This window comes from Bacillus safensis FO-36b, from assembly GCF_000691165.1.
GTDB lineage: Bacteria > Bacillota > Bacilli > Bacillales > Bacillaceae > Bacillus > Bacillus safensis.
Map to the genome: position 1 here is coordinate 478,006 of NZ_ASJD01000001.1, position 25,970 is coordinate 503,975.

At 40.4% G+C, this 25,970-nt stretch carries 36 protein-coding genes and 1 tRNA gene; 27 read left to right on the top strand and 10 right to left on the bottom strand.

Going from position 1 to position 25,970, the window contains the following annotated elements; translation table 11 throughout:
- Window positions 1-8 precede the first annotated feature (8 nt).
- A complete protein-coding gene (pstB, locus tag BA81_RS02415; RefSeq protein ID WP_034280171.1) occupies window positions 9-821 on the top strand; it encodes a phosphate ABC transporter ATP-binding protein PstB in 813 nt (270 codons plus the stop codon).
- Window positions 822-836: 15 nt separating this feature from the next.
- The gene (pstB, locus tag BA81_RS02420; protein WP_034280173.1) at window positions 837-1,619 is read left to right on the top strand and encodes a phosphate ABC transporter ATP-binding protein PstB; all 783 of its coding nucleotides are present in this window, start codon (window positions 837-839) and stop codon (window positions 1,617-1,619) included.
- A gap of 43 nt (window positions 1,620-1,662) precedes the next feature.
- Here pstB (BA81_RS02420) and BA81_RS02425 read toward each other — a convergent pair whose 3' ends face one another.
- Both BA81_RS02425 and BA81_RS02430 read right to left on the bottom strand, forming a co-directional pair.
- Complete coding sequence (locus tag BA81_RS02425; RefSeq protein ID WP_034280176.1) at window positions 1,663-2,163, bottom strand: endolytic transglycosylase MltG; 501 nt, start codon at window positions 2,161-2,163, stop codon at window positions 1,663-1,665.
- Window positions 2,160-2,507, bottom strand: a complete 348-nt coding sequence (locus BA81_RS02430; RefSeq protein ID WP_024422989.1) for a hypothetical protein — start codon at window positions 2,505-2,507, stop codon at window positions 2,160-2,162. Before BA81_RS02430 ends, BA81_RS02425 begins: the two co-directional genes overlap by 4 nt.
- 413 nt (window positions 2,508-2,920) lie before the next feature.
- Here BA81_RS02430 and rpmG point away from each other — a divergent pair, with 413 nt between their 5' ends.
- The 11 genes from rpmG (at window position 2,921) to BA81_RS02480 (ending at window position 12,558) form a co-directional block, all read left to right on the top strand.
- The gene (rpmG, locus tag BA81_RS02435; RefSeq protein ID WP_008360061.1) at window positions 2,921-3,070 is read left to right on the top strand and encodes a 50S ribosomal protein L33; all 150 of its coding nucleotides are present in this window, start codon (window positions 2,921-2,923) and stop codon (window positions 3,068-3,070) included.
- Window positions 3,071-3,118: 48 nt separating this feature from the next.
- Window positions 3,119-3,679: a 5-formyltetrahydrofolate cyclo-ligase gene (locus BA81_RS02440; RefSeq protein ID WP_034280180.1), complete on the top strand. Its 561-nt coding sequence runs from the start codon at window positions 3,119-3,121 to the stop codon at window positions 3,677-3,679.
- A 131-nt stretch (window positions 3,680-3,810) separates the two neighbouring features.
- Window positions 3,811-4,275, top strand: coding sequence for a hypothetical protein (locus BA81_RS02445; protein ID WP_034280765.1), 465 nt, complete (start codon window positions 3,811-3,813; stop codon window positions 4,273-4,275).
- Between the two features lie 99 nt (window positions 4,276-4,374).
- Window positions 4,375-4,548, top strand: a complete 174-nt coding sequence (locus BA81_RS19635) for a hypothetical protein (RefSeq protein WP_162176177.1) — start codon at window positions 4,375-4,377, stop codon at window positions 4,546-4,548.
- Between the two features lie 86 nt (window positions 4,549-4,634).
- Window positions 4,635-6,173 (top strand): rhomboid family intramembrane serine protease, encoded by a 1,539-nt coding sequence (locus tag BA81_RS02450; RefSeq protein ID WP_034280182.1) that lies wholly within the window; start codon window positions 4,635-4,637, stop codon window positions 6,171-6,173.
- A 70-nt stretch (window positions 6,174-6,243) separates the two neighbouring features.
- Entirely contained in the window at window positions 6,244-6,447 is a 204-nt protein-coding gene (locus BA81_RS02455) for a YqgQ family protein (RefSeq protein WP_008342322.1), read from the top strand.
- A 13-nt stretch (window positions 6,448-6,460) separates the two neighbouring features.
- A complete protein-coding gene (locus tag BA81_RS02460; RefSeq protein WP_025092968.1) occupies window positions 6,461-7,414 on the top strand; it encodes an ROK family glucokinase in 954 nt (317 codons plus the stop codon).
- A 213-nt stretch (window positions 7,415-7,627) separates the two neighbouring features.
- On the top strand, window positions 7,628-9,547 hold the full coding sequence (locus BA81_RS02465) for an LTA synthase family protein (protein ID WP_034280185.1): 1,920 nt from the start codon (window positions 7,628-7,630) through the stop codon (window positions 9,545-9,547).
- A gap of 85 nt (window positions 9,548-9,632) precedes the next feature.
- Window positions 9,633-10,757 (top strand): M14 family metallopeptidase, encoded by a 1,125-nt coding sequence (locus BA81_RS02470; RefSeq protein WP_034280188.1) that lies wholly within the window; start codon window positions 9,633-9,635, stop codon window positions 10,755-10,757.
- Between the two features lie 156 nt (window positions 10,758-10,913).
- Entirely contained in the window at window positions 10,914-12,167 is a 1,254-nt protein-coding gene (locus tag BA81_RS02475) for an MFS transporter (protein ID WP_034280190.1), read from the top strand.
- 76 nt (window positions 12,168-12,243) lie between these two features.
- A complete protein-coding gene (locus BA81_RS02480) occupies window positions 12,244-12,558 on the top strand; it encodes an MTH1187 family thiamine-binding protein (protein ID WP_034280193.1) in 315 nt (104 codons plus the stop codon).
- A 23-nt stretch (window positions 12,559-12,581) separates the two neighbouring features.
- On the opposite strand, the gene BA81_RS19075 is transcribed toward BA81_RS02480, so the two are convergent.
- Window positions 12,582-12,755, bottom strand: a complete 174-nt coding sequence (locus BA81_RS19075; RefSeq protein ID WP_003217333.1) for a DUF2759 domain-containing protein — start codon at window positions 12,753-12,755, stop codon at window positions 12,582-12,584.
- A 157-nt stretch (window positions 12,756-12,912) separates the two neighbouring features.
- Between BA81_RS19075 and BA81_RS02490 the strand changes: the two genes are divergently transcribed.
- Window positions 12,913-13,551: an MBL fold metallo-hydrolase gene (locus tag BA81_RS02490; RefSeq protein ID WP_034280195.1), complete on the top strand. Its 639-nt coding sequence runs from the start codon at window positions 12,913-12,915 to the stop codon at window positions 13,549-13,551.
- A 45-nt stretch (window positions 13,552-13,596) separates the two neighbouring features.
- Here BA81_RS02490 and BA81_RS02495 read toward each other — a convergent pair whose 3' ends face one another.
- A complete protein-coding gene (locus BA81_RS02495) occupies window positions 13,597-13,839 on the bottom strand; it encodes a DUF2626 domain-containing protein (protein ID WP_003217440.1) in 243 nt (80 codons plus the stop codon).
- Window positions 13,840-14,051: 212 nt separating this feature from the next.
- Here BA81_RS02495 and BA81_RS02500 point away from each other — a divergent pair, with 212 nt between their 5' ends.
- Window positions 14,052-14,432, top strand: coding sequence for a Spx/MgsR family RNA polymerase-binding regulatory protein (locus BA81_RS02500; RefSeq protein ID WP_007501232.1), 381 nt, complete (start codon window positions 14,052-14,054; stop codon window positions 14,430-14,432).
- 55 nt (window positions 14,433-14,487) lie between these two features.
- On the opposite strand, the gene BA81_RS02505 is transcribed toward BA81_RS02500, so the two are convergent.
- Window positions 14,488-14,558 (bottom strand) — tRNA-Gln (locus tag BA81_RS02505).
- A gap of 97 nt (window positions 14,559-14,655) precedes the next feature.
- On the opposite strand from BA81_RS02505, the gene BA81_RS02510 reads away from it, so the two are divergent.
- From BA81_RS02510 to BA81_RS02550, 9 genes are all read left to right on the top strand, one after another.
- The gene (locus BA81_RS02510) at window positions 14,656-15,531 is read left to right on the top strand and encodes an STAS domain-containing protein (RefSeq protein WP_024422979.1); all 876 of its coding nucleotides are present in this window, start codon (window positions 14,656-14,658) and stop codon (window positions 15,529-15,531) included.
- 177 nt (window positions 15,532-15,708) lie between these two features.
- A complete protein-coding gene (gene comGA, locus BA81_RS02515) occupies window positions 15,709-16,779 on the top strand; it encodes a competence type IV pilus ATPase ComGA (protein ID WP_034280199.1) in 1,071 nt (356 codons plus the stop codon).
- Window positions 16,760-17,800: a competence type IV pilus assembly protein ComGB gene (comGB, locus tag BA81_RS02520; protein ID WP_034280202.1), complete on the top strand. Its 1,041-nt coding sequence runs from the start codon at window positions 16,760-16,762 to the stop codon at window positions 17,798-17,800. The genes comGA and comGB overlap by 20 nt, the downstream gene beginning before the upstream one ends.
- Window positions 17,801-17,816: 16 nt before the next feature.
- Window positions 17,817-18,110 (top strand): competence type IV pilus major pilin ComGC, encoded by a 294-nt coding sequence (gene comGC, locus BA81_RS02525; protein WP_024422977.1) that lies wholly within the window; start codon window positions 17,817-17,819, stop codon window positions 18,108-18,110.
- The gene (comGD, locus tag BA81_RS02530) at window positions 18,103-18,549 is read left to right on the top strand and encodes a competence type IV pilus minor pilin ComGD (protein WP_034280204.1); all 447 of its coding nucleotides are present in this window, start codon (window positions 18,103-18,105) and stop codon (window positions 18,547-18,549) included. Before comGC ends, comGD begins: the two co-directional genes overlap by 8 nt.
- A complete protein-coding gene (gene comGE, locus BA81_RS20030; RefSeq protein WP_034280206.1) occupies window positions 18,533-18,847 on the top strand; it encodes a competence type IV pilus minor pilin ComGE in 315 nt (104 codons plus the stop codon). Before comGD ends, comGE begins: the two co-directional genes overlap by 17 nt.
- Window positions 18,834-19,286, top strand: a complete 453-nt coding sequence (gene comGF, locus BA81_RS02540; RefSeq protein ID WP_193510698.1) for a competence type IV pilus minor pilin ComGF — start codon at window positions 18,834-18,836, stop codon at window positions 19,284-19,286. Before comGE ends, comGF begins: the two co-directional genes overlap by 14 nt.
- Window positions 19,283-19,666, top strand: a complete 384-nt coding sequence (locus BA81_RS02545; RefSeq protein WP_034280210.1) for a competence type IV pilus minor pilin ComGG — start codon at window positions 19,283-19,285, stop codon at window positions 19,664-19,666. Before comGF ends, BA81_RS02545 begins: the two co-directional genes overlap by 4 nt.
- A gap of 59 nt (window positions 19,667-19,725) precedes the next feature.
- On the top strand, window positions 19,726-19,920 hold the full coding sequence (locus BA81_RS02550; RefSeq protein ID WP_024718846.1) for a YqzE family protein: 195 nt from the start codon (window positions 19,726-19,728) through the stop codon (window positions 19,918-19,920).
- Between the two features lie 34 nt (window positions 19,921-19,954).
- Here BA81_RS02550 and BA81_RS02555 read toward each other — a convergent pair whose 3' ends face one another.
- Complete coding sequence (locus tag BA81_RS02555) at window positions 19,955-20,233, bottom strand: DUF3889 domain-containing protein (RefSeq protein ID WP_061109527.1); 279 nt, start codon at window positions 20,231-20,233, stop codon at window positions 19,955-19,957.
- Window positions 20,234-20,532: 299 nt separating this feature from the next.
- On the opposite strand from BA81_RS02555, the gene tapA reads away from it, so the two are divergent.
- Genes tapA through tasA form a run of 3 tightly spaced genes read left to right on the top strand, consistent with a single transcriptional unit; the run spans window position 20,533 to window position 22,543 of the window.
- Window positions 20,533-21,060, top strand: coding sequence for an amyloid fiber anchoring/assembly protein TapA (gene tapA, locus BA81_RS02560; protein ID WP_034280215.1), 528 nt, complete (start codon window positions 20,533-20,535; stop codon window positions 21,058-21,060).
- A gap of 52 nt (window positions 21,061-21,112) precedes the next feature.
- Window positions 21,113-21,685 (top strand): signal peptidase I SipW, encoded by a 573-nt coding sequence (gene sipW, locus BA81_RS02565; protein ID WP_034280218.1) that lies wholly within the window; start codon window positions 21,113-21,115, stop codon window positions 21,683-21,685.
- A 57-nt stretch (window positions 21,686-21,742) separates the two neighbouring features.
- A complete protein-coding gene (gene tasA / locus BA81_RS02570) occupies window positions 21,743-22,543 on the top strand; it encodes a biofilm matrix protein TasA (protein ID WP_034280222.1) in 801 nt (266 codons plus the stop codon).
- Between the two features lie 67 nt (window positions 22,544-22,610).
- Here tasA and sinR read toward each other — a convergent pair whose 3' ends face one another.
- From sinR to BA81_RS02585, 4 genes are all read right to left on the bottom strand, one after another.
- Entirely contained in the window at window positions 22,611-22,946 is a 336-nt protein-coding gene (gene sinR, locus BA81_RS02575; protein WP_024422969.1) for a transcriptional regulator SinR, read from the bottom strand.
- Window positions 22,947-22,979: 33 nt separating this feature from the next.
- Window positions 22,980-23,144, bottom strand: coding sequence for an anti-repressor SinI family protein (locus tag BA81_RS19080; protein ID WP_075623492.1), 165 nt, complete (start codon window positions 23,142-23,144; stop codon window positions 22,980-22,982).
- Between the two features lie 183 nt (window positions 23,145-23,327).
- Window positions 23,328-24,125 carry a YqhG family protein gene (locus BA81_RS02580; RefSeq protein WP_034280228.1) on the bottom strand — a complete coding sequence of 266 codons (798 nt, stop codon included), beginning with the start codon at window positions 24,123-24,125 and terminating at the stop codon, window positions 23,328-23,330.
- A 14-nt stretch (window positions 24,126-24,139) separates the two neighbouring features.
- Window positions 24,140-25,810, bottom strand: coding sequence for a DEAD/DEAH box helicase (locus BA81_RS02585; protein ID WP_034280230.1), 1,671 nt, complete (start codon window positions 25,808-25,810; stop codon window positions 24,140-24,142).
- Window positions 25,811-25,970 lie beyond the last annotated feature (160 nt).

Below are 25,970 nucleotides of genomic sequence, written 5' to 3' on the forward strand. Positions count from 1 at the left end.
AAGGGGATATGGTTCAAATGCTAGCAGAAAAAAAAGAGATTGCAGCAAAAAAGGCTCCACTTCAAGCGGAACAGATTTTACAGGTGCAGGATTTAAGCATTTATTATGGTGAAAAAAGAGCAGTCAATCACATTTCATTTGAAATTGAGAAGAACGCAATTACCGCATTAATCGGCCCATCTGGCTGCGGGAAATCAACCTTTTTACGCAGCATTAACCGCATGAACGACTTGATCCCAGGTGCGAGAAGTGAAGGGGCGATCATGTACGAAGGGCTCAATATTTTGGATGACCGCATTAATGTGGTGAATTTACGAAGAGAAATCGGCATGGTTTTCCAAAAACCAAACCCATTTCCTAAATCGATCTACAATAACATTACCCATGCGTTAAAGTATGCGGGGGAAAAAAGAAAATCAGTGCTTGATGATGCGGTAGAGGAAAGCTTAACAAAAGCAGCGCTTTGGGATGAGGTCAAAGATCGTCTGCACCGCTCGGCTTTGTCATTATCCGGTGGTCAGCAGCAGCGCCTTTGTATTGCGCGTACACTTGCGATGAAGCCCAGCGTTCTTTTATTAGATGAACCCGCTTCTGCCCTAGACCCGATTTCAAATGCAAAAATTGAAGAGTTATTATCAGAGTTGAAAAATGATTATTCGATCGTCATTGTGACACACAACATGCAGCAAGCGTTACGTGTATCTGATCATACAGCTTTTTTCCTGAACGGTGATCTAGTAGAATATGATGCCACTGAACGTATCTTTACACGTCCTGCGCAGCAAAAAACAGAAGACTATATCAATGGTCGATTTGGATAAGGCGGGTGGATTTTGATGAATGCAATAGCTACTGAAACAGCCAAAAAAGAAGTGTTTCGTGTGAATGATATGAACCTTTGGTACGGACAGCATCACGCACTGAAGCATATTGATTTAGACATTAGAGAGCATGAAGTCACAGCAATTATCGGTCCGTCCGGCTGCGGGAAGTCAACGTTTATCAAGACCTTAAATCTTATGGTCAAAACAGTGCCAGGTGTGAAAATCACTGGAGATATGATGTATAACGGCGACAATATTTTAAAAGGCCGCGTTGATCTAGTGGAACTGCGTAAAAACGTCGGGATGGTCTTTCAAAAAGGGAACCCATTCCCTCAGTCAATCTTTGATAATGTCGTCTACGGACCAAGAATTCATGGCGTGAAGAGCAAGCAGCAATTGAAAGAAATCGCTGAAAAAGCGCTTCGTGATGTTGCCCTTTGGGATGAAGTGAAAGATCGTTTAAGTGCGCCTGCATTAGGTCTTTCCGGCGGTCAGCAGCAGCGTCTTTGTATCGCAAGAGCTATTGCCACAAGCCCAGATATTTTACTAATGGATGAACCAACATCAGCGCTTGATCCTGTCTCAACATTAAAGATTGAAGAATTGATTATGAAATTAAAAGAGAAATACACGATTGCCATTGTGACGCATAACATGCAGCAAGCGGCGAGGGTATCAGATAGAACAGCCTTCTTTTTAATGGGAGAGCTTGTTGAGGTCAATGATACGAATGTGATGTTCTCTGAGCCAAATGATCAAAGAACAAATGATTATATATCTGGTCGATTTGGATAACAAAAACCCCCTGGAGGTCAGCGCCGCCAGGGGGTTTTTATTGTTATTTTGTTAAGGCTTTGACGATTTGTTTAAACGTCATCCCTGTTTTTAAATTGAACTTGCCTGCACGAATTTCTTTATGGTAGCCGGCGTCAATCACGTAATCATTAAAATCTTTAGACGAGTTGATGATTCCGTCCTTTTCAAGCATGTCTGAAACATCACTTGTGCTCATCCCGTTTTTAATAACAAATTTGACCGATTTGCCTTTAGGCTTGTCTGATGTTTCTTTATCATTTTTAGAATCGCCGTCTTCATTTGCCTTCAGTGCTTTTTCTTTATAATCAAGAAGCTGCTGATATGTTTCACGGCTGACGGAGACTTCTTTTTTAGAGTCTAAATAGTTTTTCACATCAGTGTCTGTTACTTTCGCTGCGAGCGTTTCTTTTGTGGCTGTATCAGCCGCAGCTTCATCTTTTCCAGTGAGGAAAAAAACGATCGCCAGAACACCAGTTGCAAGAATCATACCTGCCGCAAACGTTTGGATGCTTTTTTTCGTCATACAAGCACCTTCTCGTTGTCTTTAATGATCATGTTGACTTCATCTACAGATACATGCTCAGCGCGCGCAATGGCCTCAGGAGACATGCCATTTTGATGCTTTGAAATGATTTGTCTTGCGATAGATGGATCAATTTCTGAATGTTTGCGGACGACAATGTTTGTTTCAAGCAATTCTTCTTCAAGAACCTTCATTTTCTTTTTCAGTTTATAGATTTCTTGCATTGCAGATAGTTGAAGTGTTTCAAGTTCCTGCTCGACTTCTTTAATCGGCTCTCTTTGAAAATATGAGAATGCGATCAGTACGATACTGACAACAAGCAATCCGATAATTGCAATTTCCATGTTTCATCACCTTTTATTCATATTTTAATGCTGAAAGCCATAAAAGGCTTTCATGATTGTTTCAGACAGTTTTCGACCCTTCTTTTTTATACCATAAAAAAGCTAGTTTCAAAAGGAATTGCTGAAAAAATCACCTTTTTTTCATCTTTTTTCTTTTTATATGAAAAACGAGTATGAAAATCTTGCTCGCTGTCAAAATAAAAGAGGGTTCCTCATGTATACAGTACGACAAAGATTGAGGTTTTATAGGGGAGCAGGCCATTTTTCATGAAATGACCGTGTGATATGGATCAGAACGCGGACGGGATTGACTGAAATTCAAATTGGTGAAAAAACATTCTAGCATTCCTAAGCTAGAAGTGGTATTATAGTTAGGTCTGAATGTGAATTGATTTTAGTTTGGAGGGAAAAACATGCGCGTAAATATTACTCTAGCTTGCACTGAATGCGGTGAGCGTAACTATATTACTAAAAAGAATAAGCGAAACAATCCAGATCGCGTTGAATTCAAAAAGTATTGCTCACGTGATAAAAAACAAACTTTACATCGTGAAACAAAGTAAGCAGCAGGGAATTTTCCTGCTGTTTTTTTATGATGGGAGATGATCTGTGTGAAAAAAGAGCTTCGTCTTCAAACATTAGCCAAGCTGGACCAGATGAGTGCCGAGGAATTCAAGCGAAGCACCGCTTTACTTCATGAGCACTTGTTTCAACTGTCAGCATGGAAACAAGCGGATACGATTGCACTCACCATGTCTAGAGGAAAAGAGGTACCAACAATGCCTCTAATTGAAAAAGCATGGCAGGAGGGGAAAACAGTATGTGTACCCACCTGTTTTCCGGAAACAAAAGAGATGACGTTTTATGAATATACACCGGAAACGAAAATGATATCCCGCTACTTTGGGCTAATAGAGCCAGACCCTCTGGCGTCGGCTGCTGCATCTAAAGAATCAATCGATTTGATCATTGTGCCTGGTGTGTGCTTCGATCGACAAGGCTACCGTATCGGATATGGGGGCGGCTATTATGACCGCTACTTAGCTGACTATCACGGCGAAACGCTTGCCCTTTGCTTGACAGTACAGCAAACTGAGCATATTCCGGCTGAAACGCACGACATCCCGGTCTCAATCATGGTCAGTGAGAAAGGTACCATATATCCAAAATAAAAGTCCGCTGCTTATACATATGAACGGGCTTTTTGTGTTGAGCGAAGGTCTTGTTTGTGATCAAAAGTCACAAGAAAGATAGCAATCAACATTCTTCATTAAAAGGCATTTTAGCTGACGGGGGATATGTTTTGAAAAAATTTCGTGGAAAGAAAAGATACTTCCGTCATATGTGGGAGGAAGTAAATACTTGTGACTTAAAACTTGATCGTGATTCATGGTTTTATTTTTGGCTTACGCACCCTGATTTTTTTGGAGTCGGGGGAAATAGCTTAAAAATAAGAAGAGAGCATATCAAAGCTCATATCGCTTTATATTATAGGCTGCTAAAACAGCTAGAAGGCTTTGAAAAGCCATACCAAACTTGGATTTGTATTCACGAACATGACCCTGGTTTAGACGCTGTATATGTTTATACACCAAATCCATACGACAGTTACTTTACGCACAAGGTGGAGGAGTTAGAGCAGAATTGTAAGCTGCCTCATACTTTCATGGATTTAATCGACCTTCATCAATTTGACGTTTCTTATGATCAATCAGAGTGCGGAGAGGTCTATTATATTCAATCAAAAGAGCAAGGGATTAGATTGTGAAGGCCTGCTTATGAAAGGGACCTTTTAAGCGATAAAAACGATAGTTCATGCATAAACAAATCCTATTTAAGCCACGATACGAACATAGGAGGGAATATGATGAATAAAATGATTTGGAGCATTGTGTTCACACTATTTGCATTCGTTCTCGTGCAAAATCGTTATCGGCTCATGAATTTGGTTTTAGGCCAAAATCAAGTCCGACACTTTTTGATTAAATGGCTGATGAAAATCCCATATTTTCGGACGAAATTTATTCGCCAAGCATTCTAATCCCGCAAAAGCCGGGATTTTTTTGTTTAGAAATGCGGATAAGAACGATTCTTGCTATAATAATGTAAAAAATGGAGCGCGAATGTATGATTGTCATAGATAGTTTATTTTGGCGAGTTGTTGATGAACTAAGACAAAAAGGATACGAGATGATTCAAAGTCCGTACCCGGAAGATGAAATATTTTTTGAAGCACCACGAAACTCAGGTTATGATCTTATCCGTCTATATAGAAAAGATGTGAATTTCAGGCAGGAGATCGTTCGAGATATCGAGGAGCAAACATATCGGATCAATCAGCTGAGAGAAGCTATGCGTAAACGATCTCTTCATCTCCTGCAGCTGCAATTTACATCTAATGTTCCAGTAGATGATTGGGAAGACCTAAACGGTCAGCCGCAAAAAGAGAATAAGGTGACAGTTACTCCTGTATTACTCAATGCAGACACGCTTCAAAACGATGTAAACGAACTGCAAAAATGGCTGAATACATCGCTTGCAGTAAATGTAGAAGAAGCGAAGGAAGATACAGCTGAGGATGCCATGCAGCTGAAAAGGAACGTGCTTCAGGCATTTGATGATCAGGAAAAGCAGCGAGAACGAGAACGGGCCGTGTTTCAAAATGGCAGACCCATTTTTACCTACTTGCTGATCGCTGTCCAAGTGGTGATGTTTCTTTTGCTTGAGCTGTCAGGCGGAAGTACCAATACCGCAACTTTAACAGCATTTGGTGCTAAAAATAATGTGCTGATCTTAGAGGGTGAATGGTGGCGCCTGATGACACCAATGTTTTTACATATTGGCTTGACGCACTTACTCTTTAATACTTTTGCTCTTTGGTCCGTTGGAGCGGCTGTTGAGAGAATTTATGGGTCGGGAAGATTTTTGCTCATCTATTTCATTTCCGGCATTTTTGGCTCCATAGCGAGCTTTGTGTTTAATACGGCAATTGCAGCCGGCGCATCTGGCGCGATCTTTGGCTGCTTAGGCGCACTGTTATATTTAGCCATCTCAAATCGAAAGCTTTTCTTTCGGACGATGGGGACAAATATTATTGTCATTATCCTCATTAACCTAGGAATAGGCTTCACTGTATCAGGTATTGATAACGCAGGGCATCTTGGCGGCCTGGTTGGCGGTTTTTTCACCGCATTAGCTGTCCGTCTGCCTAAACAGATCCAGCCTGTCAAAATGCTTCTTGCGAGTGCTGCTCTGCTCTTTATTGGCGGTTTTGGATTGTATACAGGGTTTCATTCTGACAATCAAAAGGAAGCAGCGGCAGCAAGTGAGGCAGCAAGTTTATTTGATGAGAAAAAGTACAGCGAAGCAAGTGAACGACTAGAGGAATATGTGCACGATAAAGATGCATCAGCTGAGGCACTTCATATCTATGCACTATCGGAAGCGCAGCAGGGCCGACTTGATAAGGCTATTCAATTTTTACAAAAGTCGCTTGAAAAAGATCCAGATGATCCAAATAAACTGTATCATTTATCGCTTTTATACGTAGAAAAAGGAGAGACAGCGAAAGCAGAGGATCTATTAGCGAAAGCGTTAAAACAAGATCCTCAAAATGATCAATTTTTAAAGCTGAAACAATATATCGAAAATAGTCAAACACGTTGAATGACTTGACTGAAAGCGCATTTATGAATACGCTTATCCTAACTGTTGATGAGAAGAAATGGTGGAAACAATGAAAACGTTATATGATGTACAGCAGCTGCTCATGAGATTTGGAAATTATGTGTATTTCGGAGATCGTGAAGTAGAATTAGAATTTATGGCAGACGAATTGAAGGAAATGTATACATCAGGCATCATTGACCGGACCGAATGGTCAAACGCAATGACGATTCTTCAAATGGAGCTAGCCAAATTAAATCGAAAAACAATGTGAAGGTGGAGGACATATGACAGGGGATTGGTTTGTAGGTATTGATCTTGGCGGTACGACAATTAAGCTTGCGTTCATTAATCTATATGGTGAAATTCAGCATAAGTGGGAGATTCCTACTGATAAATCCGGGCAGACGATCACAGTCGATATTGCCAAATCAATTGACCATAAACTGGTTGAGATCAGTATGCCGAAATCAGCACTTATTGGGATCGGAATGGGTGCACCTGGACCTGTAGATAAAGTATCTGGCATCGTCTATAAAACAACGAATCTGGGCTGGACAAACTACCCCTTGAAAGATCACCTAGAGGCAGAGACGGGACTTCCATCTGTCATTGAAAATGATGCGAATATTGCTGCACTCGGTGAAATGTGGAAGGGGGCAGGCGATGGCGCAAAAAATATCCTGATGGTCACACTTGGAACAGGGGTTGGCGGCGGCATCATCGTCAACGGTGAAGTTGTTCAAGGGGAAACAGGAGCTGGCGGAGAAATTGGCCATATTTGTGCTGTTCCATTTCAAGGTGCACCGTGTAACTGCGGAAGAACAGGCTGTATTGAAACGATCGCATCTGCAACTGGCATCGTCCGGATTGCAAAGGATAAATTAGAAACCGAGCAGCATACATCTTCACTTGGCAAGCTCGCTTCGCTATCGGCAAAGAATGTATTTGAAGCGGCAGAAAATGGAGATGATCTTGCAATGCGTGTCGTAGAAGAAGTGACGACACATCTTGGACTTGTCCTAGCGAATCTTGCTAGTGCTTTAAACCCAACAAAAATTGTGATTGGCGGCGGTGTTTCAAAAGCAGGTGAGCTTCTTCGCAGTAAAGTAGAGCGCATTGTGAAACAACATGCTTTCCCGCCTTGCGCTGACGATGTTGAAGTGGTAATTGCATCACTCGGAAACGATGCGGGTGTTATCGGCGGGGCATGGATGGCAAAAACCAAATGGCTGTCTTGAACAAAAAAGTCATAATGATGTCATTTTTATTAAAAAAAGCGATAGATAGGCATGAAATTGGATGTTTAGCATATTCATAAGTTTGTCATGAGGAAAAAGACATTGATTTTCCATCATATACAGGATAAGATATACTTTAGTTATTTTTCTAGAAGCACCAATAATTAGGGTATATCCAGAGCCTGGGTGCGCGCTTAGCATAAGGAGGTTACAATGCGAAAGAATAGATTAAAGGCGATTTCATTTTTACTGATTGCGACATTGCTGATGTGGGTCAAAACCTATGTTATCTATAAATCTAGCTTCAATATTAAAATTGAAAATTTCATGCAGGAGTTTATCCTGTTTATTAATCCGCTTAGCTTTCTCTTGTTTATCTTCGGTATCGGTTTATTTTTCAAAGAAAAAAACCGCAATCGATATATCATCGTGACAAGCTTTATCCTAACATTCGTTTTGTTAGCCAACATTGTGTTTTATCGATTCTATAGTGATTTTCTAACCATCCCCGTCCTATTTCAAACAAACAATATGGGTGACCTCGGGTCAAGTATTACCTCTTTAATTGAACCAGTCGATTTACTGATGTTTGTTGATATCATCATTTTAATTTGGCTCTATAAAAAACAGCCTTCCTTTAGAACAGATGTCACAATTTCACGAAAAGAACGAGCGGCCTATTACTTATTTGTGGCAGCTACATTCTTCTTTAACCTTGGTTTAGCTGAAACAGAACGACCAGAACTCCTTACTCGCTCATTTGACCGTGAGATGCTGGTGAAAAATATCAGCTTATATAACTTCCATATTTATGATGGGGTATTGCAATCGAAGCAGTCCGCCCAACGAGCTCTTGCTGACAGTAATAGCTTAACTGAAATTGAAAACTATGTAAGCGCAAATCAAACGGACCGTAATGAAAAGACATTTGGTCAAGCAAAAGGACGAAATGTCATTCTTGTATCACTTGAATCTACACAGAGTTTCGTGATCAATGAAAAATTAAACGGGAAAGAAATTACTCCGTTTTTAAACAAATTGATCAAGAAGAGCTATAACTTTACTAATTTTTATCACCAAACAGGTCAAGGGAAAACATCTGATTCAGAGTTTATTGTAGATAATTCACTTTATCCACTTGGAAGAGGGGCTGTGTTCTTCACAAATCCAAGCAATGAGTTTACAGCGACACCTGAGCTGTTAAAGGATGAGGGCTACCACTCTTCTGTTATTCATGCGAATAACAAAAGCTTCTGGAACCGTGACCTTATCTACGATAGCTTTGGCTACGATAAGTTCTTTGATATTAAATCATTTGATGTGAATGAAGAAAACTCAGTTGGCTGGGGACTGAAAGATGGTCCGTTCTTTGAGCAGTCCGCTGAATTAATGAAATCGATCCCGCAGCCTTTCTATACGAGATTGATTACATTAACGAACCATTTCCCTTTTGATTTAGATGAAGAAGATAAGCTCATTGATGAATATGATTCAAAAAGCAAAACGCTGAACAAGTACTTCCCTACAGTGCGTTATCAAGATGAAGCCCTTAAGCTTTTCTTTAAAAAGATGAAGGAAGCTGGGTTATACGATAACTCCATTTTTGTTTTGTATGGGGATCACTACGGAATTTCTGAAAACCATAACGAAGCCATGGGACAATTTTTAAATAAAGAGATTACGCCATTTGAAGAAGTACAGCTTCAAAAAGTCCCGTTTGTTGTACACATTCCAGGGGTGACAGATCAACATCCAAAAGAAATTGATACGGTAGGCGGTCAGGTCGATATCCGCCCAACTGTACTCAATCTTCTAGGGATTGATACAAGTAAACAAATTCAATTTGGTCATGACCTTTTATCGAAAGATAAGAATGACTTTACAGTACTCCGTGATGGAAGCTTTATTACGAAGGACAGCATTTTTACAGATGGTGTTTGCTACAATAAAGAGACAGGCGAGCCAGCAGATGATAAAAACGTCTGTCAGTCTTATGAAGAGAAGGCGAAGCAGGAGCTTCAGTTCTCTGATCAAATCATCTACGGGGATCTCCTTAGATTTTATGATCGAAACAGCCCGGACCATTCACCATCCAAAAAAGAAGATGAAACGGAGCTGAAAAAGGCGTCCTAATAGATGAAAAAACCTCTGCTATTTTAGAAGCAGGGGTTTTCTTTTTTTGCCTTTCGGCTCATATAGTATGAGAGGAGGGATGTAAATGAAGACAACGTCGTTTGGAAAAATTGAATGGCAGCTGGATGAAGCAGGGAGGGATGCTGTGGCAAAGCAGCTTGGTATTGGCAAAGCTGCTTTTCATTTATCTAATCAATCAAGCACTGATAACCTTCTTTTACCGGGATATAGACTTCCAGAAGGAGTCCATGTATTTGATTCGATAGGTGATGTGCAGAGATTTATTGCACCTTACAGACTGCAGCAATCCGATGATTGGATTAATGGAACATTTGAATATGATAGCGCTCGATTAGAAGAAGAGCTGAGCCGCTTGAAAGCCGTATTTCCTTTTCTTCATATCAGCGTCATTGGCCATTCAGTGCTTGATACACCTATTTATGAGATCCGAACAGAGCCTGTTCAGCATTTACATTCTATTCATCTCAATGCCTCATTTCATGCAAATGAATGGATTACGACGTCTGTTTTATTAAAATGGTTGAAATCGCTTTGCTTAGCAGCGTCTGACCCAGTGCAGGCAAGACATTATGAAGCGGTTCATATCCTGCAGACCACCGCTTTATCCATCGTGCCAATGGTCAATCCAGATGGAGTGGATTTGGTTCGTAATGGACCGGAGTCACTAGGTCTTCATCGTGAAGAATTCACACTGCTAAACGGTGGATATACTGATTACCGGGAATGGAAAGCAAATATTCGAGGGGTGGATTTAAACAATCAATTCCCTGCTTATTGGGAAATCGAGTATTATCGTCATCAGTCGAAAGCACCGTCCTACCGGGATTATCCTGGGCGCGAGCCATTAACAGAACCAGAAGCGAAAGCGATGGCCAATCTTGCGTTGCGAAAACGATTTGACCGGCTGATCGCCCTTCATACACAAGGAGAAGAGATCTATTGGGGGTTTCTTGGCCATGAGCCAGCCATCTCAAAAGAAACGGTCAAACGATTCGAACTAGTGAGCGGCTACAAACCGATCCAATATCTCGACAGCTATGCAGGCTATCGCGATTGGTTTATTTATCAATTTCATAATGAGGGCTATACAGTCGAGCTTGGTCTAGGGAAAAATCCTCTTTCCATGGTTCAATTTGATTCGATCTATGAAAAAACAAAGCGGCTTTTGTGGGAAGCGTGTAAGTGTTAAAAGCACCTGTCTGGTGCTTTTTCATATTCTGAGAAACAATCAATTGCTTATGGTCAATAAAAACAATGTTGAAGCAATTGACGAAGGTCTCCTTGTAAGCTATTGTGAAAGATATGGATGTAAAAAAAAGGATATGATTTAGGGAGATGTCGACTATTGAGTGCGCAAAGCCTGTGGAAAAGAAATTTTACTTATTTATTTGTTTCTAAAATGTGCAAAATTACGGCTGATAGTTTATCTTTCAACACCATCTTGTGGCTTTTAGTACTAGGAGGGAAAGGGGCCATAGGGACAGCTTTTTTTATTGCGGTCAGCTTTGTCCCTCAAGCGATTGTTGGGCCATTTATTACGCCCATGATGAAGCCGCATCAATTGAAATTCTGGATGTGCTTTGCTGATTTAACAAGAGCAGCGATTATCCTTGTAATTGTGGTTAGTTACTTTTATGGTTTCACACCATTAGTCCTCATCATTGGCTGTATGCTGCTGCATTCGGCGACAGGAGGTTCCTATGAACCGGCATCTGTATCGATTATTCCAAAGCTTGTCCATGAGGACTTCATACAAAAAGCGAATGCAACCATCCAATCAGCAAGTCATGTAGTAAGACTTGTGACGGTCACGATTTGTGGTGTCATGATTGCATTTGTAGGCGTAGGTTATACAATGCTTGTGATCATTCCTCTTTACCTTTTGTCCGCTTTATTGGTGTTCATGATTTCATATCAAACAGACGTCATCATCGATAAAGCCAAAAAAGGATTATCTTACGGCAAAAGATTAATTCGAGGTTTTTCACTTGTTAGAAGCCACCATATTTTGTTTCCATTAGCGATTTTTTGTGTCTGCTCAAACTTTGCTGCGGCACCATGGGAAGCATTGTCTGTTATTTATTTAACGGAAGACTTACATAGTGGACCGGTCGTCTATTCATTCATCAAAGTCACAACTGCACTAGGCGCATTTTTGATGGGGTTTGTTTTGACAAAGATAAAAGTGAATCGGTATGGATTGCTGTTTATAGGCGCTGGGATCGTTGATGGAATCGCCTTCTTCATCACAGGTATGAACGCATTGTTGCCTCTTGTGTTTATATCAGCTTTTGCTTTAGGAGCAGCAATTAGTGCAGTTAACGTACCCGAACATACGATGATTCAATTGTCAGTAAAGGCAGAGGATCAGCCGCAAGTGTATGCGATCATCAACATGATTTCCTACTTAATGATTCCGTTAGGCGCCCTCCTTGGCGGCTATATGGCAACAATATTTGGATCTGGGTATGTCATTGCGGCCGGCGGCATCATTGAAGCTGTTTCAGGTATATGCCTGCTTCTGTTTACAAAGATCGGGAAGGTAGAGAGAGCGGATTTGACGATAGAACGAGACAAACCTGCCGTAAACGCAACGTAAGCATGGCATGATTGAATGAGGATAGGTTACAATGAGGACGAGAAAACATGAGAATTTAATGGAAAGGAGAAAAATTATGGCTATAGCAGACGTCACCATCATTCCGATAGGCACTGAAACACCAAGTGTCAGTGCTTATGTAGCAGATGTACAAAGAATTTTAGAAGGCTTTCAACAAGAAGGGAAAATCAAATTTCAATTAACACCGATGAATACGTTAATTGAAGGCGAATTATCCGTTTTATTTGAGGTCATTCAGCGCATTCATGAAGCCCCTTTTGAAAAGGGATTGCACCGAGTAGCGACCAATATTCGCATCGATGACAGACGGGATCAAACCACAACACTTACAAGCAAATTAGAAAGCGTGAATAAGCATTTAAATCAATAAAAAAGCCTGCTATAAGCAGGCTTTTAATGTGCAGTTGGATAACCGCTATAGATGATGGTCATGACAGTGAACCATCCAAAAACCAAAAATGTAGCGCCTGCAAAAGCGATGGCAAGTACGTTCACTTTTTTTAGTGAGCGATAGATGCCGAGCGCAGCTAAAATCGTGACTAGACCAAAAATAATGACGAGCATCATGTGAAAGTCCCCCTTTGTCATCAATCCCCTTGATTTCCTTTCTTTTCATTTTAACCGTTTTCATAAAGCTTGTCGAGTAGATTCCAGTTGACGATTGTTTGAATTTTTATTGAATAGCCTTCATAATAAAAAAGAATGAATAAAGTAGGTGATGAAAATGAATTGGAGAAGAATGCCACTAGGCTATGTACAAGCGAACGCATATATTTGGAAAAATGAGCAGGGAGAATGCTTAATTTTTGATCCAGGCGGTGAAGCGCAAAAGCTGATTTCCTATGTAAAAGAAAAACAGCTTACACCGCTTGCTGTCTTATTGACACATGCTCATTTTGATCATATTGGCGCGGCAGATGAGGTGCGCGAAGAGTGGGGAGTGCCGCTGTATGTACACGAAAATGAAAAAGAATGGCTCACGAACGCTGAATTAAACGGTTCAGCTCGATTGATTGGGAATGGAATTACGGTCAAAGAAGCTGAAAAATTGATTACGTCAGAAGGAACGCTTCAAATTGGGTCGTTTACATTAGAAATGTTCCATACACCAGGGCATTCACCTGGCAGTGTGTCTTACTATTCGGCGGAAGAGGGATTTGTTATTTCTGGTGACACGCTATTTGAAGGCGGCATCGGAAGAACAGATTTAGTAGGCGGCAGTCAGGAAGTGCTGCTTCAATCAATCCATCATAAATTATTGTCATTGCCAGAATCAACTCTTGTTTTAAGTGGACATGGCGGAGAAACCACTGTGCTGACGGAGCAGGAGCAAAATCCGTTTATTAATGGATTTTCTCTTTAAACGTATGAAAAAAAGCATCTCTTTTTATAGAGATGCTTTTTTCAATTAATGTCCGGTACCGGGAACCATGATGAAAATCGAATAATATGTAAATCCGGCAAAGAAAATCGTCAAGTACGCTCCGAAAATGTAAATATACATTCTTTCGGATAAATTCAAGTAGGATAAAAATACAAAAAGAACGGTTTGACCGAAGAATAGCAGCGATGCATCTTTCATATGTCCTAAATAGAACATGACAGCAAAAATACCCGTCCAAAAGCCAAGAACGCGGAACATGCGATTCATTTCTTTCCCTCCCCTTAAAAACCCCTTTGATTCATATTATAGCTGATCATCACTTGTTATGTAAACATTTACATTTTTGACATCATGTGAACAATTTATTTTGAATGCAGAAAAAATTTTTTTGAAAAAATGATGAAAAAGTGTTTATGCCGAAAAACATGAGGGTACTTACTCCATAAGAGAAAAGGTTAACGACCTAAGGAGGAAGACTAATGAGTGACATTACTTTTTATTCATACCCGAGCTGCACGTCTTGCCGCAAAACAAAACATTGGTTAAAGGCGAATCAAATTGATTTTAAAGAGCGTCACCTTTTCAGAGAAACGCCAACACTAGATGAATTAAAAAAGATTCTTTCTTTAACAACAGAAGGAATGGATGAAATTTTAGCCACACGAAGTCAGGCTTTTAAAAGCTTAAATTTAAATATTAATGACTTAAAAGTAAACGAGGTCTTACAGCTTCTCATTGAAAAACCAAAGCTGCTCCGGAGACCAATCATCATTGATGGGAATAAATTAGTGGTCGGCTATAATCCCGGAGAACTTATGAAAATATCAAAGAAGAAAGCGATTCATCAATCGGTATCCTAATAAAAAACGAAGATCAGCTGAAACAAGCTTCAGCCGTCTTCGTTTTTGTGCTGAACTGGGCTAGCTGGGTTCGAACCAACGATCACGGAGTCAAAGTCCATTGCCTTACCACTTGGCTATAGCCCAATATCAAACGTGTAATGTTATTGTTCACCATCTGCGGTCATTTATACATAAAAGTTGTATGTCACGAGTTTTAGTGAAAAAGGAGCGAAAGAAATAAATGAAAAATGAAAAATCAAAGCAATTATACGAATTTATCCTAAAAGAAGCCCCTGTCATGACCGAAGAATGGCTAAAAACAAGAACAGAAGAAGGCTCATTATATTCTAAACATGCTTCAGAGGAAACGGAAAAGAAGCTGAAGGAACAGAACACAGCGTTTATTCAAACCATTGCAGCCACGCTTGTGACACTGTCTGACAAAGTAGAAAACCATTTGAAAAAGTGGTCTGTTGATATTGCACGTGATCGAGCAGTGCACGAGGTGCCGTTATATGAAATCATTGGACAGTTTAAGATTTTCCGCCACATTTTCTGTTCGAGAATTGAGACATTCACCCAAGAAACAGAGCTTGAAGTGACGCTGCAAGATGTGTGTCAGTGGAATCAGCACTTTCACGCCACATTTGATGACATGATTGAGCGTTTATCAGAAGAATATGACCGCGTGACACTTAGTCAGCTGAATGCACAAAGAGAAATGATTCAAGAGCTAAGTGCCCCAGTTATTCCAGTATCAAAGGAAATTGGGATTTTGCCGCTGATTGGGGAAATCGATACGTACCGGGCCAAAATCATTCTGGAGTCCGTACTAGAACAGGCTTCAAGACTGCGTCTAACACACTTATTTATTGATATTTCTGGTGTTCCCGTTGTTGATACGATGGTGGCTTATCAGCTGTTTAAAGTGGTCGATAGTGCGAAGCTGCTAGGAATTGAGACGATTATTTCAGGCATCCGCCCAGAGATCGCTCAAACTGTAGTGAAACTGGGCATTGATTTCTCAAAAGTAAATACTGAGCATAGCCTTGCAAAAGCGTTAGAAAAAAGAGGATTTCGTATCTTTGAAGAGCAGCCGCAAGAAGCCACATCATGACCAAAAAACCTGTACTTGTAAAAGTCAGGTTTTTTTATATGCTCTTTTTTAAAAAATGATGTAATGCATCGTGAGTTGAGGGTTTTCATCATTGTTTAGTCATTAAAATCATAAATTGCTCTTTTGTCATTCACGTTCCGCCATTCTACAATGTGATCAGAGAAAGGAGTGATCCACTTGTATGGGATTGAATATTTAAGGCAAGAGCTGCTAGAAGAAGCATGCCGCATGAGGGCTTCTGATGTGCATATTGTGCCAAAAGAAAAGGAAGCTTCGGTGTCATTTCGTGTTGATTCAGATTTAATCCAGCAGCGAACCATTGATAAAAAAATCGGAGAGAGGCTTATTGCACATTTTAAGTTTTTATCTTCTATGGATATCGGGGAAAAAAGGAGGCCGCAAAATGGCTCACTAGCTGTGATGCTAAGAAACGGTCAAGTGTTTATTCGGATGTCTACCTTGCCGACAGTGAATGATGAGAGCTTAGTGATTAGAATTTTACCGCAGGATCATGTTCCGAAAATAAAACATCTATCATTATTTCCGAAAGCCTCAGCCAGATTATTATCCTTTTTAAACCACTCGCATGGACTCATTTTATTTACTGGGCCAACAAATTCAGGGAAAACAACAACACTATATTCATTGATTCAGTTTGCAAAAAAGAATTTTAACCGAAATATTATTACCCTTGAAGATCCTGTCGAAACAAGGAATGAAGAAGTGCTGCAGGTTCAAGTGAATGAAAAAGCCGGCATCACGTATGCCGCTGGATTACGCGCTATTTTAAGACATGATCCAGATGTGATTGTGCTAGGAGAAATAAGAGATGCTGAAACGGCGAGAACGGCGATTAGAGCAGCACTGACGGGCCATTTAGTATTGAGTACGCTCCATGCAAAAAATGCAAAAGGAGCCCTTTACCGCATGCTTGAATTTGGTGTCACGATGAATGAACTTGAACAAACCATGGTTGCGATTGCTGCCCAGCGATTAATCGAGCTCACCTGTCCTTTTTGCGGAGAAAGATGTCAGCTTTACTGTAAATTAAATCGACCGATCAGACGAACAAATGTATTTGAGCTGCTGTTCGGAAAAGAGCTTGGTGAGTGTATCAAGGAGGCTAAAGGAGAATATGCTCACTCGTCATATGAAACACTGCAAAGATTAATTCGTAAAGGAGTGGCACTCGGCTATTTATCAAAAAACACTTACCATCGCTGGGTTTATGAAGAAGCGAGCCTCTAAAGTATGGTCTAAAAAGGATCAAGCTGAATGCCTATCAAAACTGGCTCAATTAATTCAGGCTGGATATACATTGATTGAGGCATTAGTGATGGTGAATATCCAATTATCAAAACAACAGCGGCAGCAATTAAAACTAGGTATTCAGTGGCTGCACGAAGGCGAGCCTTTTTATGTAGTGCTGGAGAGACTCCATTTTCAGAGGGAAGTCATCGCTATACTATGTTTTTCTGAGAAGCATGGCAGTCTAGCCCGTGCTTTAGAACAAAGCGCCCGTTTTTTAGAGAAAAAAATCAAACAGTTAGACACGTTTAAACGTATGTTACGTTACCCGCTTTTCCTCATCTTCACGGTTTTGGTCGTGCTGGTACTCGTTCAGCAAATGATCATTCCTCAATTTTCTGTTTTGTACTCATCGATGGATACCCGCATGTCTTGGCTGATTCAAGGGATGTTTGGATTATTTCAATTCCTTCATGCTTTTCTGCTCATCACTAGTTGTCTGTGTATCTGTCTTATTGGATATTATGCTGTTTTTTTTAGGAAAAAGTCGACCCTTGAGAAATTGAGGGTGATGAGCAAGCTGCCTTTTTTATATAAAGGGATGCAGCTGATGCATACGTACCTTTTTTCTCTTCAGCTCAGCGGACTGCTTCAGGCTGGGTTATCGATGTACGAAGGTTTGCAAGCTTTTAAACAGCAAAGCTACCTGCCTTTTCTTCAAGAAATAGGTGAACAAATGATGGAAGAGTTAAGAAAAGGAGAAAGCATGGCCCATCAAGTAAGCGTGTCTCCTTTTTTCGAAAAACATTTTGCAGCCATCATCAAGCATGGTGAAGCCAGTGGAATGCTTGCGAGAGAAATGTACACGTACAGCCAATTTCTATTAGAGAATGCAGAGCTAAAAATTGAAAAATGGATTTCTTGGCTGCAGCCGGTTATTTATGGGGTAACAGCACTTCTTATACTCATCGTGTATTTATCTATTCTTTTACCAATGTATCAACTAATGGAGCAAGTGTAAGAAGGAGGACAGAGTCATGAATGATAAAGGATTTACCCTGTTAGAAATGTTAATAGTCATGCTCGTAATATCCATTCTTTTACTCATTACCATACCGAATATCACACGTCATCACCAAGCTATTCAGGCAAAGGGCTGTGAAGGGCTTAAATCAATGGTCAGCACACAAGTGATGGCATATGAATTGGAGCATGATGGGAAGACGCCATCTTTAGCTGAATTAGAAAAAGAAGGTTATGTCAAAAAGGGGTTAACTTGTCCTAATGGAAAAGCGATTGTCATTCAAAACGGCAACGTGAAGCATGAATAAATTATTTTTACATGAGAAGGGTTTTACCCTGATTGAACAGCTGTTGATTTTACTTGTTTTATCGATTTTATTGTCGATCATGGGAGGGAAAATCCCAAATATAATAGAGAGCGCTGAAGCCAAAAGACAAGTAAACATCATGAAACAAGATCTTCAATTGGCATCATATACTGCATTTATCAAAAAAACACGTGTACATGTTGGGATCCATCCGCCGCAGGTATCTTATCAGGTAATAGATCAAAAGAGTAACGAAGTCATTGCTTCATATCAACATAAAAAGGGCAGCATCAAAACTTCTACATTCTCGCAAGGTATCTATTTTAATGCAAACGGACATCCAAGCAGCGGTGGATCTCTCATTGTCGAATTTGGCAGTCAATCGTATAAACTCACGATTTATTTAGGAAGCGGGCGAATCCATGTTCAAAAACAATAGAGGATTTAGTACGTTTGAGACACTGTTTGCCTGTCATCTCTTTCTATTTGCTGCTCTAGTGCTCATTCCAGCCTATGAAAAACTCATGATGGGGAAAAAGGAAGTGAGAGCCAAGCTTGATGCATATCAGGTTTTACATGAACAGATGAATGAAGCGTTCATAAATGGGACAACATCTTCCATCAAAAAGAAGAGAGGCGAGATCACGTATGTTTTCAATTGGCGTAAACAGAAGGGATGTGTTTCATACAAAGTACAAAAAAAAGAGACCATATGCTTTCAGCATGTGGAGCGATGACAAAGCTTTTACCCTTTTACAAGCTTTGTGGCAGTTGCAGCTCTTTCTATTTCTTTCTTTTGGCTGTGGGCTGATCTTTTTAGCAGCGGAGAAAGCTCGTCCATTTGAAGACATCAACGGATTTTCCCAAATGGAGTGGAAACAGACTGTTCTGCAATTAGATGAGGAATTAAGTCGTGCCGATGCTGTGAAATCAGTGAAAGATGGAAAAGTGTTAGAGTATATTTCTGATCAAGGGCGAGTGGTAACAATTGAGCCATACCAAGAGATGCTTCGAAAACGAACGGATCAAGCTGGACATCTTCCTTTATTGCATAAGGTGAAAAAATTTCACGTGAGAACGAGTCAGCATAGAGCGATTCTAAAAGTCACAGATGGATCTGGTAAAGTGTATGAAGCCGTTTTTTTCACATATAAAGGAGTGGTTTGTAAATCGTGAAAAGAGAGGAAGGGTTTATCTATCCGCATGTACTTGCGGCGATTTTATTTTTTCTCTTGATCCTAGGGGCGATAACGATGGGGTTTCAAAAAGAACTGAAAAGTGTAGAGCTGACGATTTCTTTTTATAAAAAACAGCAGCTTTTTAGGGTGGGTGTGAGTGAAGCTGCCAGCACAGTAGAACGTATTTGTGCGAAACAGAAAACCCATATTGATACTGAAGAAGGCCGTGTGACACTGAAGCGGATGAAATGCGATCTTAAGAAAAAACTTGTCCTTGTTTTGGTGAAGGTGAAAACAAAAGATGGTTTATCCGATGAGCGTGAACTGATGCTGGATTGGAAGACCGGTGAAATCATAAGATGGGCAAATCCTGATTAGCCAGTGTATAAAATCATCCTCTTCCTGGAAAGACTTGAAGGAAGAAGAGGTGAATGTGCTTGAAAACAAATGACTATGTAAAATATATGACGCAGGAAATCATTAAATATATGAATACACCACGTGACGAACGGAAGGAACACAAACAAGAAAAAATGGAAACGAAACCGCCGTTTTCACAGCGTTTATTTGGGGTTCTGCCGTTTGGCTTCTCCATGATGCTTAAAAAACGCCAGCGCCATCGACGAAAGTAAAAAGCCGCCCAGCAGGCGGTTTTTTTATGCCACTTTAGCTGTATTCCTCCACAACAATCACTTTATTCACCTTATTTGAGTAAGGATTATAGGAAATGGTGACAAACACCCCAAATTCCTTTGTATGGTCTTTTAACGTAATATGATACTGTTTCACAGATTCCTTATCGCGGTGGCGGTCCCATACTTTTTGTTTAAATAATACTTGCGTTAGCGGGTATCTTTTTTTTGCTTCTTTGACTGCCCGCGTTTCCCATTGATCTGCGGCGGCAGTCAAACCTCTCGCATCAACGGGTTTGAACTCTAGCATCATAGGACTCAGCAGTAAACTGAGCATGATTATGATTTTTCCATATTGCACTTAACATCACCTCACCTCTTCATATCCTGACCAAATCCTACATTTTTATGTAAGTTTTAAGAAGTACAAATGTCACACAAAAAAATATTGAATATGGTGAAAAAATGAGAAAATGGGAGAATTTTCTCGTAATGGTTCTTGTTTAAGAACAAAATGGACTAATTTGACGTTTTGGGTTTTATAGGTATTTCCTTATACTGTATATAATCGTTCTTTTTAAAGAACAAAAGTTCAAGGAGTTGAAGGAATGAATGAAACAGTCGCTCTTTGTACTCTTTTGTGCCATTTGTTTGATTTTGACGTCTTCCATCATGACACCAACAAATGCTTCTTTTAACGATGTCGAGCACAAAAACTTTGTCATGAAAACATGTGAAAATTTTGAACAGACAGATCAGCATTGTCAGCCTAAAAAATGGGACCTAAGTCAATTGGAGCTTATCGATCAAACGATGATCGAAGGAACAGTCTGCGCACCTCAAAAACTGAGCATGACACTAAAAAATAGTGGACAGCCTATTGCGCACTCTGAATGGAAGTGGGAATTACATAAAATAGGAAATGATCAGAAGCCATTACAAGATGGTCATATTCTTGAAAAGGGGTCCATAAAGTCCCTGTTGTCGCAAGAAACAGCGACTGTCACGACAGAAAAAGCAAAAACAAATGGAAGCTATGCATTTAAAATCTATTATCCTAAAGGGTTTGGCGCATCTGATCAGGCGTACTTTTGGTCTAAACCGATGGTGCTCTCAAAGTGTCAAGAAAAGGCGTCCTGAATGGAGCTGTCTTTTAAAGTGAAAAAATGATAGGCGAAGGGGAGAAGGGGTTATGAAAAAATGGATGAAGATGTCTGGGAGTATTCTTTATGTGATGGTGTTCACGGTGATGATAGCCTCTATTATTGTCGTGTTGTCATCAAGAACAACAGGAGGAGAACCTCAGATCTTCGGTTATCAATTGAAGCAAGTATTATCAGGTTCGATGGAACCAGAATTTTCAGCTGGGTCACTGATTGTCGTAAAACAGGTCGCCTCACCTGAGACGCTCAAAAAAGGAGATATTATTACGTTTCAAACAAAGCAGGATCAGTCCTTTGTGACCCACCGAATTGTTGGGGTGAAGGGAAAGGGTGCATATAAAGCGTTTGAGACGAAGGGTGACAACAATATGTATCAGGACGGCACGCTGGTAAAAGCGGATCAGGTAACTGCGCAGTATATGGGAGTGAACATTCCTTATGCGGGTAAGCTTCTTTCGTATGCAGGGACATCTGCTGGAACTGCTTTACTCCTTATCATACCAGGTGTCATGCTGCTCGTTTATTCAACCATTCATTTTGTGGGCGCAGCGAAACATCGTAGACACACGGCTGATGTACATATGAAAGAGGAACAAGCTTAAATCGTTTGTAACCTAATCAGGTTTCAATAAAACAATAAATTAGGGGGTTTATTATTCATGGCAATGAAGAAATCAATTCGTTTAGGTGTATTATCAGGGGCTTTAGGTCTTGCATTAATTGGCGGGGGAACATGGGCGGCGTTTAATGATATTGAAAAGGCAAACGCGGTCTACTCAACAGGAGAGCTGGATTTATCTGCTAAAGAGAACTCCGGCGCCATCAACCTTGCGAACTTAAAACCTGGTGATCGGATCAAGAAAGAATTTCATTTTGATAATAAGGGATCATTAGCGATAAACCAAGTGCTGATGAGTCTTGATTATAGCCAGTTTACAGATGGATCTTCCGCGAAGAATGGCGGTAAAAATACAGCTGAAGAATTTCTCAGCCAGTTTCAGGTGAGTGTTCTTACGGTTGGAGCCGAAGGTGGAAATGGTTATCCGAAAAATATTATTTTAGACCATGCAAACCTGCTTGACTTGCATCAATTAACGTCAAAACAGGATCAGACCGCATTTGAAAAGCTTCGTCATGCCGTCGATGAGAAGTTTTTACATGAAAGTGGGAAAATTAATGTAGCAACTGTTGATGGAACAGTGGCTCCAGAGTATGACGGCATTCCAAAGAATCCGTTTGATTACGATAAAGTGGAAATGATCATTGAATTTATCAATGACCAGACGAAGGATAAAGCTGGTCACTATATCCAAAATAAATACCAAGGCGATGCGATTCAAATTGATCTTTCCTTCGAAGCGACTCAGTGGAATGGTTTAACGATCAATCCAAAAAAGCATACGGATGAAAAAGGCTACGTGAAAGAAAACGAAAAAGCACACAGCGAAGATAAAAAATAAAGCCAGTCTTTAGGCTGATATCAAGGTCTGCATAGCAATTGGAGGAGTATGCGCTAAAACGTGCGCTTTACTCCTCTTCTTGCTTTTTTCTCCAGATTTGATAATCTAAAAATTCACGAAATTGCTTTTTCGAAACCCCTGATGTCATTGCATCTCGAACTAGTTTTTCCCATTCACTATCTAATTGACCATCGTATTCGGTTTCATCTTTTTCGTTTAAAAGTGTATGAACCGAGACGTCCAGAACAGCGGAGACTTTTTCAAGAAATTGAATGGAGGGGTTTGTTTGCAAGTTTCTTTCTATTGAGCTTAAATAAGACTTCGCTACCCCAGCCTTTTCGGCCAGTTCTGATAGTGAGTAGCCTTTTTCATTGCGGTATTGTTTAATACGCTGGCCAATCAATGTCATCACCTTCCTTTCGATATTATAGCACATTCAGAAAGGTTTGATAGAATGACTTCTTACCAGAGGGGGAGACTCAGAGGACTTTTCATTTGATTTGAGGAAATGACGGACTTCTTCAACTGTTAGTCCTGCCTTGCGAGCTTCGCGTAATAATTGAATCCATTCACTGTCTAATTTGTTCGTTTTCTTTTCCATACAAATACCCTCCTAAAATACTGAATCATGTATTTCAGGCACTTAACGCATGAAATGGAAAGACATAGGTGGTAAGACCTCATAGTTTGCTTGCGTCATGTTTCCGCCCAATACAAACAGACAAACTTTGCTTTAGACTGATCGAAAATTGTATGTCACATAAAAGGGGAGGGGGACCATGAGTCAACCTCCTCTTTTTTGCTGTAAGTAAAAAAGTCCGCCATTTTCAATCGTAAGACTGATTTTTGGTTCATATAAAGTTTTAAGTGCTTGTCTTTCTATTTCATATTCTACAGATGTGTCTGAAGTCCCTTCATAAAATTGGTTTAAAAGTTCGGAGTCTTCCTTCCATTTTTGAACGGCTCGCACTGCCCAGTCATCTGGCTCTTCATGGGCATAACGCTCCATGAGGCTGTAGAGCCGTTTGATTCCGCTTTCTGGCTTAATCATTGTACTCATCGTAAAGCAATAATCGGGAATTTGAGATGACAGCTCACGAGCTTCCAGCTTCTCTTGAAATTGTTCAATGACTTCTCCGCGAATGAGATGAAGGCCTAATGATAAAAGCTTATCCTTCTTCCGGTCTGCCAGATAAGAGATTTTTACATTGAGACCAAGCCATGGCTCAAGGGCGATCTGGTTGTTCGTGAGCGGGCTGACTCGTTCATAAAGCCGGATAAAACGGCCCTGCTCTTTGACCGCCTCAAATATTTGAAATAACCGTGGGGAGCCGAAATGGATAAATTCACCACTGGTCGTATCACCCGCTTTTTTTTGATCTGTGATGAATGTCAACTGCCGCGGTTCAGGTACACCGCCAGTTTTTTCAAGCCAGTGCCAATAAAAAGGACGGTTCATAATTAATTTATCCATTTCGATTGTCAGCTGTACGGTCATATGTCCTGCACTTTCTTCTAATATGCTGCATTGATTCGCCTTGAAAAAACGGAGAAGAAAGGTGTGAATGTCATGCTGCTCCATTGATCAACTCTCCTTTATGAGCCCTGCTGTCTTTTTTCTAAAAGTGGTGTTTGTGCTTCAGTTAAATAAGAAGCAAACTGGGTTAATTTCTTTTTCATGTCTCCGCCTGATTCATGCTGGAAGAGGATTTGATGCAACTTTGTTTCGACATCTTCAATATCAATTCTCGTTAAAATATCATCTAAATCGCCTATGACGTTTTCAAACAGCTGAATTTTCTCATATAAAAGCTTTAAAATATGCTCTTCAACTGTTCCGTTTGTTGACATATTGTAAATGTGCACATCCCGCTCTTGGCCAAGGCGGTGGATACGTCCAATTCTCTGTTCTAAACGCATCGGGTTCCACGGGAGGTCGTAGTTGATGATTTGGTTACAAAACTGAAGGTTGATCCCTTCGCCGCCAGCTTCTGTCGCAATTAACACTTGCGCCCTTTCTCTGAATAAATCTTTCATCCAATCTTTTTTGCCCCGCTTAAAGCCGCCCCGAAATGGCACAGAGCTGATGCCATTTTGCTGTAGAAACCATTGTAAATAAATTTGTGTGGCGCGGTATTCGGTGAAAATAATGACCTTCTCATTTAACTGCTGAATGAGTTTGACCACTTCAAGCGCCTTTGAGTTTTGCTCCACTTGATTAATTTTCTCCATGATTTGCGTTATAGCAGAAGATCCGAGAATATGCTTTTCTTCTTCCTGCATTTTTTTAATCGTCATATAAACTGCTTCACGGCTTGAACAGCATTCTCGTTCCAAGGTCATAATGGAAAACATATGCTTTGTATAAGACGGATTCTCTTTCAGCTTGCAGATTTCATCATACAATGCTTGTTCTGTCGGAGAGAAATCAATGGAAATCGTTTTGACATGCCGTTTTGTCCACTCGATGCCTGTGTCTTGTCTTCGGTTTCGAATCATCACTTTATTGACGAGCTGTTTTAATCGGTCATGGTCTTCAAGCTGCAAGTCCTTTTTGGCAAAGAGATCTTTAAATTGATGTTCATTTCCTAGGTGGCCTGGCTTCAGAAGGGAAACGAGATTAAATATTTCTCCGATCCGGTTTTGAATAGGTGTCGCTGTCAGCAGCAGGCAGAACTTCTTATTCAGGTTTCTCACAAATTCATAGTTTTTCGTTTTATTGTTTTTCAGTTTGTGTGCTTCATCGATAATGACCATATCGTACGCAATCGATAAAATCGTGTCTCGATGCGGTTGTCTTTTGGCGGTGTCAATGGAGGAAACCACAACGTCACACTGCTCCCACACATAGCTCTTTTTTTGTTCAACAGCATCAATATAAAATTTCGTCCGCAGCTCCTGTACCCACTGAGACACAAGGGAGGCGGGGACGAGAATGAGAATCTTTTTGGCAAGTCCACGAATCATGTATTCTTTGATAATGAGTCCTGCTTCTACGGTTTTTCCAAGTCCCACTTCATCTGCTAGAATGGCTTTCCCATTCATTTCTTCTACGACTCTTCTGGCTACTTCGAGCTGGTGCTTTAAAGGTGTGAATGCAGGCAGGTGCGCGGGAGCTTGCAGCCCCTCGAATGAATCAATGGCTGTGACTTTTTGAACCTGCGTCGCTAAACGATACATATCCCAGTTCGCCCAGGGGCCGTCTGCTGAAAGCCGCTGCTGAAATTCATTTGCCCATTCCTGATCAAAAATCGTTTGAATATTCAATGTGGTCGCCTGCCTTTCTTTCTAGTAGGGTCTGATAAAATTGTTCTGTTTTTAAACGCTTCATTTTTTAAGAGGTCTCTAAAAGACTAGATATATGAATAAAAGCGAACGATATCGAAAGGTTGTTTTAAAAATGTTAATGATTTTTCTGTTGCTCTTC

Excerpts from the sequence above, each read along its gene's own strand:
- pstB (WP_034280173.1), top strand. The coding sequence starts at position 837 with ATGAATGCAATAGCTACTGAAACAGCCAAAAAAGAAGTGTTTCGTGTG.
- BA81_RS02425 (WP_034280176.1), bottom strand. The coding sequence starts at position 2,163 with ATGACGAAAAAAAGCATCCAAACGTTTGCGGCAGGTATGATTCTTGCA.
- BA81_RS02455 (WP_008342322.1), top strand. The coding sequence starts at position 6,244 with ATGAAAACGTTATATGATGTACAGCAGCTGCTCATGAGATTTGGAAAT.
- BA81_RS19080 (WP_075623492.1), bottom strand. The coding sequence starts at position 23,144 with ATGGAAAAGAAAACGAACAAATTAGACAGTGAATGGATTCAATTATTA.
- pstB (WP_034280171.1), top strand. The coding sequence starts at position 9 with ATGGTTCAAATGCTAGCAGAAAAAAAAGAGATTGCAGCAAAAAAGGCT.
- BA81_RS02430 (WP_024422989.1), bottom strand. The coding sequence starts at position 2,507 with ATGGAAATTGCAATTATCGGATTGCTTGTTGTCAGTATCGTACTGATC.
- sipW (WP_034280218.1), top strand. The coding sequence starts at position 21,113 with ATGAAAAAATGGATGAAGATGTCTGGGAGTATTCTTTATGTGATGGTG.
- BA81_RS02460 (WP_025092968.1), top strand. The coding sequence starts at position 6,461 with ATGACAGGGGATTGGTTTGTAGGTATTGATCTTGGCGGTACGACAATT.
- comGD (WP_034280204.1), top strand. The coding sequence starts at position 18,103 with ATGAATAAATTATTTTTACATGAGAAGGGTTTTACCCTGATTGAACAG.
- comGC (WP_024422977.1), top strand. The coding sequence starts at position 17,817 with ATGAATGATAAAGGATTTACCCTGTTAGAAATGTTAATAGTCATGCTC.
- comGE (WP_034280206.1), top strand. The coding sequence starts at position 18,533 with ATGTTCAAAAACAATAGAGGATTTAGTACGTTTGAGACACTGTTTGCC.
- BA81_RS02490 (WP_034280195.1), top strand. The coding sequence starts at position 12,913 with ATGAATTGGAGAAGAATGCCACTAGGCTATGTACAAGCGAACGCATAT.
- BA81_RS19075 (WP_003217333.1), bottom strand. The coding sequence starts at position 12,755 with ATGATGCTCGTCATTATTTTTGGTCTAGTCACGATTTTAGCTGCGCTC.
- BA81_RS02450 (WP_034280182.1), top strand. The coding sequence starts at position 4,635 with ATGATTGTCATAGATAGTTTATTTTGGCGAGTTGTTGATGAACTAAGA.
- BA81_RS02510 (WP_024422979.1), top strand. The coding sequence starts at position 14,656 with ATGAAAAATGAAAAATCAAAGCAATTATACGAATTTATCCTAAAAGAA.
- rpmG (WP_008360061.1), top strand. The coding sequence starts at position 2,921 with ATGCGCGTAAATATTACTCTAGCTTGCACTGAATGCGGTGAGCGTAAC.
- comGB (WP_034280202.1), top strand. The coding sequence starts at position 16,760 with ATGAAGAAGCGAGCCTCTAAAGTATGGTCTAAAAAGGATCAAGCTGAA.
- comGF (WP_193510698.1), top strand. The coding sequence starts at position 18,834 with ATGTGGAGCGATGACAAAGCTTTTACCCTTTTACAAGCTTTGTGGCAG.
- tasA (WP_034280222.1), top strand. The coding sequence starts at position 21,743 with ATGGCAATGAAGAAATCAATTCGTTTAGGTGTATTATCAGGGGCTTTA.
- BA81_RS02555 (WP_061109527.1), bottom strand. The coding sequence starts at position 20,233 with ATGATGCTAGAGTTCAAACCCGTTGATGCGAGAGGTTTGACTGCCGCC.
- BA81_RS02500 (WP_007501232.1), top strand. The coding sequence starts at position 14,052 with ATGAGTGACATTACTTTTTATTCATACCCGAGCTGCACGTCTTGCCGC.
- BA81_RS19635 (WP_162176177.1), top strand. The coding sequence starts at position 4,375 with ATGAATAAAATGATTTGGAGCATTGTGTTCACACTATTTGCATTCGTT.
- BA81_RS02470 (WP_034280188.1), top strand. The coding sequence starts at position 9,633 with ATGAAGACAACGTCGTTTGGAAAAATTGAATGGCAGCTGGATGAAGCA.
- BA81_RS02465 (WP_034280185.1), top strand. The coding sequence starts at position 7,628 with ATGCGAAAGAATAGATTAAAGGCGATTTCATTTTTACTGATTGCGACA.
- BA81_RS02580 (WP_034280228.1), bottom strand. The coding sequence starts at position 24,125 with ATGGAGCAGCATGACATTCACACCTTTCTTCTCCGTTTTTTCAAGGCG.
- BA81_RS02495 (WP_003217440.1), bottom strand. The coding sequence starts at position 13,839 with ATGAATCGCATGTTCCGCGTTCTTGGCTTTTGGACGGGTATTTTTGCT.
- tapA (WP_034280215.1), top strand. The coding sequence starts at position 20,533 with ATGAAACAGTCGCTCTTTGTACTCTTTTGTGCCATTTGTTTGATTTTG.
- BA81_RS02480 (WP_034280193.1), top strand. The coding sequence starts at position 12,244 with ATGGCTATAGCAGACGTCACCATCATTCCGATAGGCACTGAAACACCA.